General features: G+C 68.1%; 16 protein-coding genes. 8 read left to right on the forward strand and 8 right to left on the reverse strand.

Annotation, left to right across the window (positions count from 1 at the left end; genetic code table 11):
• The first annotated feature begins 86 nt into the window (after nt 1-86).
• Nucleotides 87-575, forward strand: coding sequence for a nitroreductase family deazaflavin-dependent oxidoreductase (locus tag GX543_RS14065; protein WP_290852778.1), 489 nt, complete (start codon nt 87-89; stop codon nt 573-575).
• A 74-nt stretch (nt 576-649) separates the two neighbouring features.
• Here the strand turns inward: GX543_RS14065 and GX543_RS14070 are convergent, their stop codons facing one another.
• Nucleotides 650-883, reverse strand: coding sequence for a ferredoxin (locus GX543_RS14070; protein WP_290852732.1), 234 nt, complete (start codon nt 881-883; stop codon nt 650-652).
• Between the two features lie 5 nt (nt 884-888).
• Complete coding sequence (fadD8, locus tag GX543_RS14075; protein ID WP_290852734.1) at nt 889-2,505, reverse strand: fatty-acid--CoA ligase FadD8; 1,617 nt, start codon at nt 2,503-2,505, stop codon at nt 889-891.
• Between the two features lie 69 nt (nt 2,506-2,574).
• Between fadD8 and GX543_RS14080 the strand changes: the two genes are divergently transcribed.
• Nucleotides 2,575-3,231: a GNAT family N-acetyltransferase gene (locus GX543_RS14080; RefSeq protein ID WP_290852735.1), complete on the forward strand. Its 657-nt coding sequence runs from the start codon at nt 2,575-2,577 to the stop codon at nt 3,229-3,231.
• An 88-nt stretch (nt 3,232-3,319) separates the two neighbouring features.
• Here GX543_RS14080 and GX543_RS14085 read toward each other — a convergent pair whose 3' ends face one another.
• Complete coding sequence (locus tag GX543_RS14085) at nt 3,320-3,877, reverse strand: TetR/AcrR family transcriptional regulator (protein WP_290852737.1); 558 nt, start codon at nt 3,875-3,877, stop codon at nt 3,320-3,322.
• Between the two features lie 94 nt (nt 3,878-3,971).
• On the opposite strand from GX543_RS14085, the gene GX543_RS14090 reads away from it, so the two are divergent.
• Nucleotides 3,972-4,868 carry an oxygenase MpaB family protein gene (locus GX543_RS14090; protein ID WP_290852738.1) on the forward strand — a complete coding sequence of 299 codons (897 nt, stop codon included), beginning with the start codon at nt 3,972-3,974 and terminating at the stop codon, nt 4,866-4,868.
• A gap of 10 nt (nt 4,869-4,878) precedes the next feature.
• Here GX543_RS14090 and GX543_RS14095 read toward each other — a convergent pair whose 3' ends face one another.
• The 4 genes from GX543_RS14095 to GX543_RS14110 are packed head-to-tail and all read right to left on the reverse strand — an operon-like array spanning nt 4,879 to nt 7,776.
• On the reverse strand, nt 4,879-5,688 hold the full coding sequence (locus tag GX543_RS14095; RefSeq protein ID WP_290852740.1) for a crotonase/enoyl-CoA hydratase family protein: 810 nt from the start codon (nt 5,686-5,688) through the stop codon (nt 4,879-4,881).
• Between the two features lie 37 nt (nt 5,689-5,725).
• Nucleotides 5,726-6,094, reverse strand: a complete 369-nt coding sequence (locus GX543_RS14100) for a hypothetical protein (RefSeq protein ID WP_290852741.1) — start codon at nt 6,092-6,094, stop codon at nt 5,726-5,728.
• The gene (locus GX543_RS14105; RefSeq protein WP_290852742.1) at nt 6,081-6,977 is read right to left on the reverse strand and encodes an SDR family oxidoreductase; all 897 of its coding nucleotides are present in this window, start codon (nt 6,975-6,977) and stop codon (nt 6,081-6,083) included. The genes GX543_RS14100 and GX543_RS14105 overlap by 14 nt, the downstream gene beginning before the upstream one ends.
• Before the next feature lie 19 nt (nt 6,978-6,996).
• The gene (locus GX543_RS14110; protein WP_290852744.1) at nt 6,997-7,776 is read right to left on the reverse strand and encodes an SDR family oxidoreductase; all 780 of its coding nucleotides are present in this window, start codon (nt 7,774-7,776) and stop codon (nt 6,997-6,999) included.
• Nucleotides 7,777-7,867: 91 nt separating this feature from the next.
• Between GX543_RS14110 and GX543_RS14115 the strand changes: the two genes are divergently transcribed.
• The 5 genes from GX543_RS14115 (at nt 7,868) to GX543_RS14135 (ending at nt 11,786) form a co-directional block, all read left to right on the forward strand.
• Nucleotides 7,868-8,632 carry an enoyl-CoA hydratase family protein gene (locus GX543_RS14115; RefSeq protein ID WP_290852746.1) on the forward strand — a complete coding sequence of 255 codons (765 nt, stop codon included), beginning with the start codon at nt 7,868-7,870 and terminating at the stop codon, nt 8,630-8,632.
• The gene (locus tag GX543_RS14120) at nt 8,633-9,523 is read left to right on the forward strand and encodes a CoA transferase subunit A (RefSeq protein WP_290852748.1); all 891 of its coding nucleotides are present in this window, start codon (nt 8,633-8,635) and stop codon (nt 9,521-9,523) included.
• Entirely contained in the window at nt 9,520-10,275 is a 756-nt protein-coding gene (locus GX543_RS14125) for a CoA-transferase (protein WP_290852750.1), read from the forward strand. The genes GX543_RS14120 and GX543_RS14125 overlap by 4 nt, the downstream gene beginning before the upstream one ends.
• Nucleotides 10,272-11,366, forward strand: coding sequence for a nitronate monooxygenase (locus GX543_RS14130; RefSeq protein WP_290852751.1), 1,095 nt, complete (start codon nt 10,272-10,274; stop codon nt 11,364-11,366). The genes GX543_RS14125 and GX543_RS14130 overlap by 4 nt, the downstream gene beginning before the upstream one ends.
• A gap of 102 nt (nt 11,367-11,468) precedes the next feature.
• The gene (locus GX543_RS14135; protein ID WP_290852752.1) at nt 11,469-11,786 is read left to right on the forward strand and encodes a helix-turn-helix transcriptional regulator; all 318 of its coding nucleotides are present in this window, start codon (nt 11,469-11,471) and stop codon (nt 11,784-11,786) included.
• On the opposite strand, the gene GX543_RS14140 is transcribed toward GX543_RS14135, so the two are convergent.
• A complete protein-coding gene (locus GX543_RS14140) occupies nt 11,783-12,739 on the reverse strand; it encodes an RNA polymerase subunit sigma-70 (protein ID WP_290852754.1) in 957 nt (318 codons plus the stop codon). The two genes, GX543_RS14135 and GX543_RS14140, sit on opposite strands and share 4 nt — an antisense overlap.
• Nucleotides 12,740-12,763 lie beyond the last annotated feature (24 nt).

Genomic DNA, 12,763 nt, shown 5'->3' on the forward strand with positions numbered 1-12,763 from the left:
CTGGTCACCATGTGTGCGGGCGGCGCACTGGCGACCGCCACCATCATCGAACGCATCTGATCGCGGCGAGCAGGCAGACGAGGACCATGGACCCGAATTCGCGCCCGGCACAACTCGATTCACCGGTGGTCGCGCAGATCATCAAGGTCGGCTCCCGACTCAACACCAAGCTGTACCAAGTGACCCGAGGCAAGCTCGGCGGCACCTGGCGAGTCGGTGCCGCGCTGCGCAATCCCACCCCCGTCTGCCTGCTCACCACCGTCGGCCGCAAGTCGAGTCGGGAGCGAACCGTGCCGCTGCTGTACCTGCGGCACGGCGAGTCGATCGTCCTGGTGGCCTCGCAGGGCGGCCTCCCCAAGAACCCGGCGTGGTACTACAACCTGCGCGACGAGCCCAAGGTCCGCATTCAGGTGGGCGGCGACGATCGTCAGTACGTGGCCCGCATCGCCGACGACGCCGAGCGCGCCGAACTGTGGCCGCTCCTGGTGGAGCTGTACGCCGACTTCGACACGTACGCGGCGTGGACCGACCGGAAGATCCCGGTGGTCGTCTGCGACCCGGCGGCCCAGGTGTAGTTCCTAGCGACCTTCCGCCGAGCAGCAAGAATCCGGCTGTCCCGACTTCGGTCGGGACAGCCGGATTCTTCGTCCTACGGGAGGTCGACCGGCTTGCCGTCGGCCAGCAGCGACAGCACGGACTTCGGACAGCGGGTCACGGCGGCGATCACCCGACCTTGCGCCTCCGGCGTCACGTTCTCGTCCGTGACGACGACGTATCCGTCGTCGTCGAGTTGGAAGTGGTCGGGTGCGGCCTTCACGCACTCGCCGTAGCCGTCGCACAGGTCCAGATTCGCGACGACGGTCAGCTTCGGCTCGGCATCCATGGCGACTATCCGACCGCGCGGCCGGCGCCTTCCCAGAACTGCGCGCGCAGCGCCTTCTTGTCCGGCTTCCCCAGTGCGGTCAGCGGAAGTGCGTCGACGAAGACCACCTGCTTGGGCGATTGGACGGCCCCCTTGCGTTCCTTGACGGCCGACTGGATCGCTGCGGCCACGGCACCCTTGGCGTCGTCACTGCTGTCGGCGTCGGGCCGGAGGACCACCACGGCAGTGACCGCCTCGCCCCACTTCTCGTCGGGCACGCCCACCACGCCGACCTGCGCGACCGCCGGATGCTCGGCGGCGACGTCCTCCACCTCGCGCGGGAACACGTTGAAGCCGCCGGTGACGATCATGTCCTTGGTGCGGTCGACGATGAACCAGAAGCCGTCCTCGTCCTCGCGTGCCACGTCGCCGGTGTGGAGCCAGCCGTCGACGAAGGTCTCGGCGGTCTGCTCGGGCAGGCCGAGATATCCGCCGGCCAGCAGCGGACCGGACACGCAGATCTCGCCGGGCTCACCGCGCGCCACGCGGTTGCCCTCGGAGTCGAGTAGCGCCGTGCGCAGGAACGCCGAAGACCGACCGCAGCTGCCCAGGCGCGCCGCGTCGTGCTCGTCCTTGCGGAGGTAGCTGATGACCATCGGGGCCTCGGACTGGCCGTAGTACTGCGCGAAGATCGGGCCGAAGCGGTCGATGGCCTCGGCCAGCCGCACCGGGCTCATCGGCGAGGCGCCGTAATAGACGGTCTCCAGCGACGAGAGATCGCGCGTCTTGGAGTCGGGGTGGTCCATCAGGGCGTACAGCATCGACGGCACCAGCATGGTCGCGGTGATCCGTTCGCGTTCGATGGTCTCGAGGACCTCGGCGGGATCGAACTTGCTGAGCACCAGCATGGTGCCGCCCTTGATGAGGGTCGGGACGAAGAAGGCCGCGCCCGCGTGCGAGAGCGGCGTGCACATCAGGAACTTGGGATGCTCGGGCCATTCCCACTCGGCGAGCTGGATCTGCGTCATGGTGAGCATGGCGCGCGCGGTGCCGACCACGCCCTTCGGCTTGCCGGTGGTGCCGCCGGTGTACGTGATCGAGACGACGTGCTCGGGGTCGAGGACCGCTGCGGTGAGTTCGCGCGCCTCGAGCTTCTGCGCCGCGGCGACGATGTCGGTGCCGACCGCGGCGAGTTCGGCGGGGACCGGGCCCAGCGTGAGCACCTGCACGAGACTGTCGACGCGCTCGACGAGCTCCACGGCGCGCTGGACGAACATCGGATTCGGATCGATCACCAGCGTCGTCACACCGGCGTCCGAGAGGACGTAGGCGTGGTCGTCGAGCGAGCCGAGCGGATGCAGCGCGGTGCGGCGCCAGCCCTGCGTCTGGCCGGCGCCGATCACGAAGAGCACCTCGGGGCGATTCAGCGCCAACAGTCCCACTGCGGTGCCGGTACCCGCTCCGACCGCTTCGAATGCCTGGATGTAGCGGCTGACGTGCTCGGCCATCTGTCCGCCGGTCAATTCAGTGTCGCCGAGGCGGAGGACGGGGTTGTCGCGGTGCCGCTTCAGCGCGGCCACCATCAGGTCGCCGAGGTGGACGGGGTTGCGCAGCACATCGACCGTGTTCGTTTCAGATCCCATACTTCGAATACTAGAACGTGTTCTAAATTCAGGGAAGCGAGTGGGACATTCTCGGACTAGTATCGAAATATGACGGATCTGGACCAGGCAGCAACCCGACGAGACATCACCGATGCGCTTCTGACCGCGATGGATCGACGCCACGAGGTGCTCGACGCCATCGTCGACGCCGACGACCGCGACGCCGCAGCGACCGCGATCGCCGAGCTTCTCGGAAAGTCGAAGCTCGGCGCCGAAGCAATTCTGAACATGTCGTTCTACCAGCTCACCAAGGCCGAGCGCCGCAGCAACCAGGCTGAGCTCGACAACCTCAACGAGGAAGTCACGTTCACCCTGGCCGAGCGCCCGGCCAGCACCGGCGACAGCCTCGACCTCCGCCCGTTCTCCGCAGACGACGACGCCGATCTGTTCGCCGAGCGCACCGCCGAACAGGGCGTTGCCGGCGACGGCTCGGGCGCCCCCGCCGGAGCGGTCAGCGAGGAGATCGCCAAGGCCGTCGATCGCGTCGACGCCGAAGACGCCGTCTGGCTGGTCGCCGTCGAGGGCACCACCAAGATCGGCTTCGTCTTCGGCGAGTTGACCGGCGGCGAGGTGGACGTCCGCATCTGGATCCGCCCGTCGGCCCGTAAGCACGGCTACGGCACCGCCGCCTTGCGGAAGTCGCGCTCGGAGATGGCATTACTGTTCCCGGGCGTCCCGATGGTCGTGCGCGCCCCCAGCGCCTGACACTGACCGACGCCACAGAACCGACAGAACAGCGGGCCGGATCCGAAAGGGTCCGGCCCGCTGTCGTCGTGCGCCATCCCGCCGGTTGCTAATCCGCCGGACCCAGCACCTGATCCAACATGGTCGCGAAGCCGAACCGAAGCGCGTCGATGGAATCGACGGTGCCCATCTGATAGCCGATCAGCAGGTACATCGCCACCTGTGCGTACAACTCCGCGGTCTGCGGGTCGTCGATCAGCTCGGCACTCGTGTCGGCGATGACCCGCGCACGTTCGCGATCGACCTCTTCCAAATGCGTGAGCACTTCGGCGTCGTGCGTCGACCAGACGCGGATGGCCGATTCGGTCTCCCTGTTGAGGGTGAGGCCGACATTCACCAGGAAGTCCACCCTCGCACGGGGATCGTCGACTGCGAGCGCACCGTCGATGAGCCGCCGACTCTGCTCGTGGCGCCAATGCGCGATCAGCGCCGTCTTGAAGTCCGCCCAGCTGCCGAAGGCGTGATAGAAGCTGCCGGTGGTGGCCCCCGCCGCCGCACAGACCTGCGCCAGTTTCAGGCCCGCGTGACCTCGCTCCCCCAGGACCGTCAGGCCCGCATCGAGGAAGCGTCGTCGCGCATGTTCGGACGGCACCGACTTCTTCACCATGCGATCCACCTTTTCACACGGGCCGAAGTGACTCCTTGCACAAAACTGTAAGTCGACTTACAGTTGCTGCAACAGCCCAGAAGGAGCAGCAGCCATGGCACTCACCACCTTGAGCCCGAAGTCCCTGAAGAACACCTCGTCCCTGACCGCCGGGATGGATCCGGAGACGCAGTTCCACGAGATCTACCGGAGCCTCGCCTCCTACGAGTTCCCGTGGGACATCAACCAGGCACTGAGCTTCGCGCTCTTCCGCACCTACGCCGTCCCCAGTGTCGGTGAGCTGCTCGACCGGACCGCCGAGTTCCGCGACCGCGCGCAGCGCCGGTACGACGACACCGTCATCCTCCTGGAGGTTCCCCTCCTCGAAGGCTTCGACAGCCCCAAGGGCAAGGACTCGATCCGCCGCATCAACCAGATGCACAAGATGTACGACATCTCGAACGACGACATGCTGTACGTCCTCGCGACCTTCGTGGTGGTGCCGGTGCGCTGGATCGCCGACTACGGGTGGCGCGACCTGACCGCCGACGAGACCCGCGCCATCACCCTCTACTACCGCAATCTGGGTCGACACATGGCCATCAAGGACATCCCCGAGACCTTCGAGGAGTTCGCGGCCTTGATGGACAGCTACGAGATCGAGCACTTCGTCTCCGGCGGGACCCCCGGCGTCCGCCGCATCGGCGACGCGACGCTCGACCTCTTCAAAACCTTCTACCTGAAGCCGGTTCGCCCGCTGATCGAGCCGTTCAGCCGCTCGGTGATGGACGACGCACTGCTCGACGCCTTCGGCTATCGCAAGCCGAACGCGGTGTTCCGTGCGGCGTCGATCGCCGGCCTCAAACTGCGCGGCAGGGCGGTGGCATACCTGCCGAAGCGACGCCGCGCGCAGCACGCGCAGGACATGGCCCGGGTGAAGTCGTACCCCAACGGCTACACGATCGATCGGCTGGGCACCTTCGCCAACTCGGGCTGCCCCGTCCAGCACTGACCCCAGCGGGCTACTTGCCCTGCCAGTTCGGTTCGCGCTTCTCGGCGAAGGCCCGCGGCCCCTCCATCGCGTCGGCGGAGGTGAAGACCTTCAGACCGAGCTCACCGTTGACCGCCCACGGCTCCTCGCTTCCCCACGCCGGATTCCAATCCGACGGCCCGGTCTGCGTGCGGTACATCATCTGCTTGCTGTACTGCACCGACAGCGGCGCATTGGCGGCGATCTTCCGCGCCAGTTCCAGCGCGGTCTCGAGAACCGCCTCGGCCGGGACCACCCGGTTCACCAGGCCCCAGTCGAGCGCGACCGCCGCCTCGATCCCGTCGCCGGTCAGCGCGAGCTCCAGCGCCCGCTTCAGCGGCAGCTGCCGCTGCAGGCGAACCACGCCGCCCGCACCGGCGATCAGTCCTCGCTTCACTTCGGGCAGCCCGAACACGGCGGTGTCGGCGGCGACCACCAGGTCGCACGCCAGCACCAGCTCCGTGCCGCCACCCATCGCGAAGCCGTTGACCGCCGCGATCACCGGCTTGTCGATCCAGTGCTGGACGATTCCGGCGAAGCCCCATTCCGGGTGGCCGTCGGCGGCGATCGACTCGCCGCGCGCGATGGCCTTGAGATCGGCGCCCGCGCAGAACGCACGACCGTTGCCGGTCAGCACCACGGCGCGCACGGCAGGATCGGTCGACGCCTGCTCGAGCGCCTCGCCCACGGCCGTGGCGAGCGCGGCGTTGACCGAGTTCATCGCCTCCGGTCGATTCAGCGTGAGGACGGCGATGCCGTCGCGCACCTGGTAGCGGACGGGATCGGCCGAGGAGTCCGACATGCGTTTCCTTTCGGTTGGGTTCGGTACCGGCGAGGCCTCACGCCTTGCGGCGCGGCACCGAGAAGCGGGCGACGATGGCGGTGATGTCGCCTGCGTCGTTGACTTCGAACGACTCCGTCACCGGAGCGGCCAGGCCGATCGGCTTCGGATGCACGTGCACGAAATAGGTGGAGTTCACGGTGTTCCCGTCGACCGTGGCCTCGAACTCGCTGATCCGGTGGATCAGCTTGAACTGCGGTCCACCGTTCAGACTGCGTCGGATGTGATCGCCGTTGCGGCCGGTCTTGACGCCCAGCTCGATCCGAGTGCAGCCCGGATCGAGCGGAACCGCCGACGCGTCGTGGCTCACCAGCGCGTCGACGTATGCGCGCGCCGCCGCGATCCGATCGGCGTCAGCGAGCGCCATATGCCTTCACCTGCGCCGGCGATGCCGCGATCAGCTCGGTGACGACCGGCGTCAGCTCGGCGACCTCCCAGCGAGCACCCTTGTCACGCGAGGCCGCACGCTGCCAGCCGTCGAGCACGGTGACGGTGCCGCCTTCCACCTCGAAGAGGCGACCGGTCACGGCGGCCGACTCCGGCGAGCCCAGCCACACCACGAGCGGCGAGATGTTGGCCGGATCCATGGCGTCGAACGAGCCGTCGGCCGGAGCCGCCATCTGCGCGGCCATCTCGTCGCCCGCACCCATCGTCATCTGGGTGCGCGCGGCGGGGGCGATGCCGTTGACGGTGACGCCGTAGCCGCCGAGTTCGGCCGCGGCCTGAATGGTGAGCTCCGCGATCGCCGCCTTGGCTGCGGCGTAGTTGCCCTGGCCCACCGAGCCGAAGATGCCTGCGCCCGAGCTGGTGTTGATGATGCGCGCGACCGGCTGCTGTCCGGCCTTCGACTGTGCGCGCCAGTAGGCCCCGGCGTGGCGGAGCATCACGAAGTGCCCCTTGAGGTGCACCCGGACCACCGCGTCCCACTCGTCCTCGTCGAGCGAGAGCAGCATGCGGTCGCGCAGGAAGCCCGCATTGTTGACCAGCACGTCCAGGCCACCGAAGGTGTCGACAGCGGTCTGCACGATCGCGGCACCGGTGTCCCAGTCGGCCACGTCGCCCGCCGCGACGACGGCTTCGCCGCCCGCCGCCTTGATCTCCTCGACGACGGTCGCGGCCGAGTCGGCGGCGTAGTCGTTGACGACCACCTTCGCGCCGTCGGCGGCGAAGGCGAGTGCGTGGGCGCGGCCGATTCCCTGGCCCGCCCCGGTGACGATGACGACGCGGCCGTCATTCAGTGTGTTGGTCAATGCTTTTCGCTTTCTCTTCTTAGGACTTGTTGCCCGCGTTTGCCGCGGACAGGAAGGCCGGCTTCTCGCCGCCACCGTGCACGGTGACGGTGGAGCCGGTGATGAACTGAGAGAGCGGCGACAGGAAGAACGCCACCGCGTTGCCGATGTCGGCGGGGCGGGCCAGGCGGCCCATCGGGATGGTCGCGCCGACGGCGGCCACGCCCTCGTCGTCGCCGTAATGCAGGTGCGACAGCTCGGTCTCCACCGGGCCGCACACCACGGAGTTCATCCGGACCGCGGGGGCCCATTCCACGGCGAGCGATTCGGTGAGGTTGTCCAGTCCGGCCTTGGCCGCACCGTAGGCCGACGTGCCGGGAGACGGCCGGTGGCCGCTGACGCTGGAGATGTTGACGATGGCACCGCCGCCCTCCTGGTCCGCCATCACCGCGTGGGCGGCCCGCGCGACGATCAGCGGCGCCATCAGGTTGAGCTCGATGATCTTGCGCGAGAAATTGTCGGAGGCGTCCGCGGCGAGCGCGAACGGGGAGCCGCCCGCATTGTTGACGACGCCGTCGAGCCTGCCGTGCTTGGCGACGATCGTGCCGATCATCTCGGCCACCGCGTCGCTGTCGCGGACGTCGCACGAATAGAACTCGCGGTCGTCGTCGCCGGGGCGGCGAGCGCAGACGATCGGGACGGCGCCGAGGTCTTCGAGGACCTGGGCGATGCCCGCGCCGACACCGCGCGCACCGCCGGTGATGAGGATCGTTTTGCCAGTCAGTCCCAGATTCACCGGGCTGTGCACTGCTTCGGTCATGGTGCTACTGTAACAAACAACCAAGCATTTGCTTGGGTGGCTCCAAAGCTCCACCGCGAGCCTCCCCCACGCCTCAAACGAAGGAGTCGGTGTGCCGATCACCACCGCCCGTGCCGAATCCGGCATCGTCACCGTGACGGTCGACGTTCCGCCGGTCAACGCGCTGCCCAGCGCCGCCTGGTTCGAACTCGCCGATGCAATCACCGCCGCAGGCGCCGACCCGGAGACCTCCGTGGTGATCCTGCGGGCCGAGGGCCGCGGCTTCAATGCCGGCGTCGACATCAAGGAGATGCAGAACACCAGCGGCTTCGACGCACTCGTCGGCGCCAACCAGGGGTGCGCCGCGGCGTTCTCCGCCGTCTACGACTGCGCCGTCCCGGTGATCGCCGCCGTCAACGGCTTCTGCGTCGGCGGGGGCATCGGCCTGGTCGGCAACGCCGACGTGATCGTCGCGTCCGACGACGCGATCTTCGGCCTCCCCGAGGTGGACCGCGGCGCCCTCGGCGCCGCCACCCACCTGGCCCGCTTGGTCCCCCAGCACATGATGCGGACCCTGTACTTCACGGCGCAGAACATCACCGCGCAGCAGCTGGTGCACTTCGGCTCGTGCTACAAGGCCGTCCCCCGCGAAGAGCTGCTCGAGACCGCCCTCGAGGTGGCCCGCCTCATCGACGCCAAGGACACCCGGGTCATCCGCGCGGCCAAGGCCGCGATCAACGGCATCGACCCCGTCGACGTCAAGACCAGCTACCTGCTTGAACAGCGCTACACGTACGAACTGAATCTGGCCGGCGTGGCCGACGAGCATCGCGATGCGTTCGTCGAGACCGGCAAGACGTTGAAGGAGAACAAGTAGATGCCAACCGACAAGACCAGCACGCTCGACGACGTCGTCGGCGAACTGCGCGACGGCATGACGATCGGCATCGGCGGCTGGGGTTCCCGGCGCAAGCCGATGGCCCTGGTGCGCGCCATCGCCCGCTCGAACGTCAAGGACCTGACGGTCGTCACGTACGGCGGCGCCGACCTCGGCCTGCTGTGCGCCGCAGGCAAGGTGAAGCGCGCGTACTACGGCTTCGTTTCGCTCGACGCCGCGCCGTTCTACGACCCGTGGTTCGCCAAGGCCCGCACCTCCGGGACCCTGGAAGCGCGTGAGATGGACGAGGGCATGATCAAGTGCGGCCTGGAAGCAGCCGCCGCCCGTCTGCCCTTCCTTCCGATCCGCGCGGGACTCGGCTCCGCCGTCCCCGAGTTCTGGGAGGGCGAGCTCAAGACCGTCGAGTCGCCGTACCCGGACGCCGACGGCCGCACGCAGACGCTGATCGCGATGCCCGCGCTCAAGCTCGACGCCGCGTTCGTCCACCTCGACCTCGCCGATGCGCACGGCAACGCCGCGTACACCGGTGTGGACCCGTACTTCGACGACCTCTACCTGGCTGCCGCCGAGCGCCGCTACCTGGAGGTCGACGAGATCGTCAGCACCGAGAAGCTGGTCTCGTCGGTGGAACGCGAGCGACTGATCGTCAACCGCATGAACGTCGACCGCGTGGTGCACACCCCGAACGGCGCGCACTTCACGTTCGCCGGCGGCTACGGCCGCGACAACGCCTTCCTCAAGCACTACGCGACGTCGGCCGCCGACGACGCGACCTGGTCGGCGTTCCGCACCCGCTTCCTCGACGTCGACGAGGCGACCTATCAGAACGAAGTCATCAAGTGGCAGGCCGAGCAGGAGGAAGCCAAGTGAGTAACGCTGAGATCACCCGGGCCGAGTACTGCGTCACCGCGTGCGCGGACATCTTCACCGGCGCAGGCGAGATCATGGCCTCGCCGATGGCCACCAACCCGCTCATCGGCGCCCGCCTCGCACGCCTGACCACCGAGCCCGATCTGCTGATCACCGACGGTGAAGCACTGATCCTGGCCGACACCCCCGCCGTCGGCAAGACCGGTGCCATCGAGGGCTGGATGCCGTTCCCGAAGGTCTTCGACGTCGTCGCCTCCGGTCGTCGCCACGTCGTGATGGGTGCCAACCAGATCGACCGCTTCGGCAACCAGAACCTGTCGGCGTTCGGCTCGCTCAAGCAGCCGACCCGCCAGATGTTCGGCGTCCGCGGCGCTCCCGGCAACACCATCAACCATCCGACGAGCTACTGGGTCGGCAACCACACCGCCCGCGTGTTCCCGGAGCAGGTCGACATCGTCTCGGGCGTCGGGTTCGACAAGGTCGACGAGCGCAACCCCGCATACGACGATCTCAACATCCACCGCGTCGTCACCAACCTCGGCGTCTTCGACTTCAGCGGCCCGGGCCACACCATGCGCGCACTGTCGCTGCACCCCGGCGTCACCGCCGAGCAGGTGGCCGAGAACACCGGCTTCCCGATCGCCGACCTCGACTCGGCGCCGGTCACCGCGACCCCGACCGACGAGCAGCTGCGGCTGATCCGCGAGGTCCTGGATCCGAAGAGCCTGCGCGACCGCGAGGTCAAGTCGTGAGCGCAGCGGAGAACGCCCCCGCGCCGATCTCGACGCGGTTCACCGAGATGGTCGGGATCAAGTACCCGATCGTGCAGACCGGTATGGGCTGGGTGTCGGGTCCGTCGCTGACCGCGGCCACCGCTAACGCAGGCGGCCTGGGCATCCTCGCTTCGGCGACGATGACCTACGACGAACTCGAGTTCGCGATCAAGAAGACCAAGTCGCTCACCGACAAGCCGTTCGGCGTCAACCTGCGCGCCGACGCCACCGACGCCGACGAGCGCGTCGACCTGATGATCCGCGAGGGCGTCAAGGTCGCATCGTTCGCGCTGGCGCCGAAGAAGGAGCTGATCGCCAAGCTCAAGGATCACGGGCTGGTGGTGGTGCCGTCGATCGGTGCCGCCAAGCACGCGGTCAAGGTCGCCTCGTGGGGCGCGGACGCGGTCATCGTGCAGGGCGGCGAGGGCGGTGGACACACCGGTCCGGTCGCCACCACTTTGCTGCTCCCGTCGGTGGTCGACGCGCTCGGCGGTAACGACGGTCCGACGTCCATCCCGGTGATCGCCGCGGGCGGCTTCTTCGACGGCCGCGGCCTCGTCGCCGCGCTGGCCTACGGCGCCGACGGCGTCGCGATGGGCACCCGCTTCCTGCTGACCTCCGATTCGGCCGTGCCGGACAGCGTGAAGCAGGAGTACCTCAAGCGCAGCCTCAACGACACCGTCGTCTCGCTGAAGGTCGACGGCATGCCGCACCGGGTGCTCCGCACCGAACTGGTGAATGCCCTCGAGACCGGCTCGCGCGCCAAGGCCCTGGTCGCCGCGGCTCGCAACGCCAACGAGTTCAAGCAGATGACCGGCATGAAGTGGACCAGCATGCTGCGCGACGGCGCCTCGATGAAGAAATCGGGCGAGCGCACGTGGCAGCAGATCATCATGGCGGGCAACACCCCGATGCTGCTCAAGGCCGGCTTGGTCGACGGCAACACCGAGGCGGGCGTCCTCGCCTCCGGTCAGGTGGTCGGCATGATCGACGATCTCCCCTCCTGCGCGGAGCTGATCAACTCGATCATGACCCAGGCGCACGCGCGCCTGGCCGCGCTGCCGAGGTAGGCAACGCACCCAAGACCCAAGCCCGGCCGACGACGTCTCCGCGTCGGCCGGGCTTGTCCCACCTGGACCCCTCGCATGACGTTCCTGGCTATGGTGGGCGCTATGGCCGCTATGGAGTTTCGTTTGGACGGGGCGCTCGCACGCGCAGCACGACACCTGAGCCAGGTGTCGCCGAAGACCATCGCCCGGTACGCCGGGGTGGAACCGGAGTTGCTGCGCCAGTACGAGAAGGGCGGCGATTCTCTCACCCCGGGCGAGATCCGCCGGGTCACCGAAGCGCTCATGCACTACGGCGCTCACTTCATTCAGGAAGACGAGTTCGGCGGCGTCGGAGTCCGTCGAAAGTTCACGCAGTCGAGCATCATGCTGATCGAGACCTGGGAGAGCGAAGGCGGCCCGGTCGCCGAAGACGACGTTTAGTCGGCCAAGGTCTCGGGCAGCCTCGCCATCGTGAACAGCTCCGGCTCGAAGAACGCACCGACGTGCACGATCCGACCGTCCGAGATGGTCAGCACGTCGAGCTGAAAACGACGCCAGACGTCGCCGTCGCGCAGGTACATGCCGGCCGCAGGTTGCCCGTTGCAGGTGGTCTTGACCATCTTGAGGTCGCCCGCGACCTTGGCCGGGCACTGGGTGAGCGACAGGACGCCGATCTCCTCGGCACCGATGTACCAGCCGGGGAACGGCGGCATCTCCCAGATCGCGTCGTCCGCGAGGACGCCGACGACGCCGGGGATGTCGTGGCGTTCGAAGGCCGAGCAGAACTCGTCCCACACCTGCTTCTCGTGCTCGGACAGTTCCGCCGCACGACGACCGTCGCGTCGGGTGCCCTCGCCGACCGTCGACCGCGCCCGGGCCAGCGCGCTGTTGGCCGCGGCCACCGTCATGTCGAGCGCCTCGGCGGTCTCCGCTGCGGAGAACGCCAAGACATCGCGCATGATCAGCGCGGCCCGCTGCCTCGCGGGCAGATCCTGCATGGCGGCGACCATCGCCAGGCCCACGCTCTCGCGAGCGGTGACCGCCGCCGCCGGATCGCCCAGCGCCCCGTCGGGCAGGGGTTGCAGCCACAGGATCTCGTCGTTCGCGACCACCGGCCCGCGCGGGTCGGACGATTCGGTGCCGAGGCCGGTGGGCAGTGGCCGTCGACCCCTCCCCTCCAGCGCCGTCAGACAGGTGTTGGTCGCGATCCGATACATCCAGGTACGGACCGACGACCGCCGCTCGAATCGGTGGAACGCCCGCCACGCGCGAAGGTAGACCTCCTGGAGGACGTCTTCGGCGTCCGTCGCCGAACCGAGCATGTGATAGCAGTGCACCAGCAGTTCGGCGCGCAGGGCGCTCGTGGCCTCGTCGAAGGCGCGGTCGTCGGTCATACCCGGATCAATTCCCGTTCTGGT

Source organism: Gordonia sp. (in: high G+C Gram-positive bacteria) (assembly GCF_012515855.1).
GTDB lineage: Bacteria > Actinomycetota > Actinomycetes > Mycobacteriales > Mycobacteriaceae > Gordonia.

Excerpts from the sequence above, each read along its gene's own strand:
- GX543_RS14065 (WP_290852778.1), top strand. The coding sequence starts at position 87 with ATGGACCCGAATTCGCGCCCGGCACAACTCGATTCACCGGTGGTCGCG.
- GX543_RS14070 (WP_290852732.1), bottom strand. The coding sequence starts at position 883 with ATGGATGCCGAGCCGAAGCTGACCGTCGTCGCGAATCTGGACCTGTGC.
- fadD8 (WP_290852734.1), bottom strand. The coding sequence starts at position 2,505 with ATGGGATCTGAAACGAACACGGTCGATGTGCTGCGCAACCCCGTCCAC.
- GX543_RS14080 (WP_290852735.1), top strand. The coding sequence starts at position 2,575 with ATGACGGATCTGGACCAGGCAGCAACCCGACGAGACATCACCGATGCG.
- GX543_RS14085 (WP_290852737.1), bottom strand. The coding sequence starts at position 3,877 with ATGGTGAAGAAGTCGGTGCCGTCCGAACATGCGCGACGACGCTTCCTC.
- GX543_RS14090 (WP_290852738.1), top strand. The coding sequence starts at position 3,972 with ATGGCACTCACCACCTTGAGCCCGAAGTCCCTGAAGAACACCTCGTCC.
- GX543_RS14095 (WP_290852740.1), bottom strand. The coding sequence starts at position 5,688 with ATGTCGGACTCCTCGGCCGATCCCGTCCGCTACCAGGTGCGCGACGGC.
- GX543_RS14100 (WP_290852741.1), bottom strand. The coding sequence starts at position 6,094 with ATGGCGCTCGCTGACGCCGATCGGATCGCGGCGGCGCGCGCATACGTC.
- GX543_RS14110 (WP_290852744.1), bottom strand. The coding sequence starts at position 7,776 with ATGACCGAAGCAGTGCACAGCCCGGTGAATCTGGGACTGACTGGCAAA.
- GX543_RS14120 (WP_290852748.1), top strand. The coding sequence starts at position 8,633 with ATGCCAACCGACAAGACCAGCACGCTCGACGACGTCGTCGGCGAACTG.
- GX543_RS14135 (WP_290852752.1), top strand. The coding sequence starts at position 11,469 with ATGGCCGCTATGGAGTTTCGTTTGGACGGGGCGCTCGCACGCGCAGCA.
- GX543_RS14140 (WP_290852754.1), bottom strand. The coding sequence starts at position 12,739 with ATGACCGACGACCGCGCCTTCGACGAGGCCACGAGCGCCCTGCGCGCC.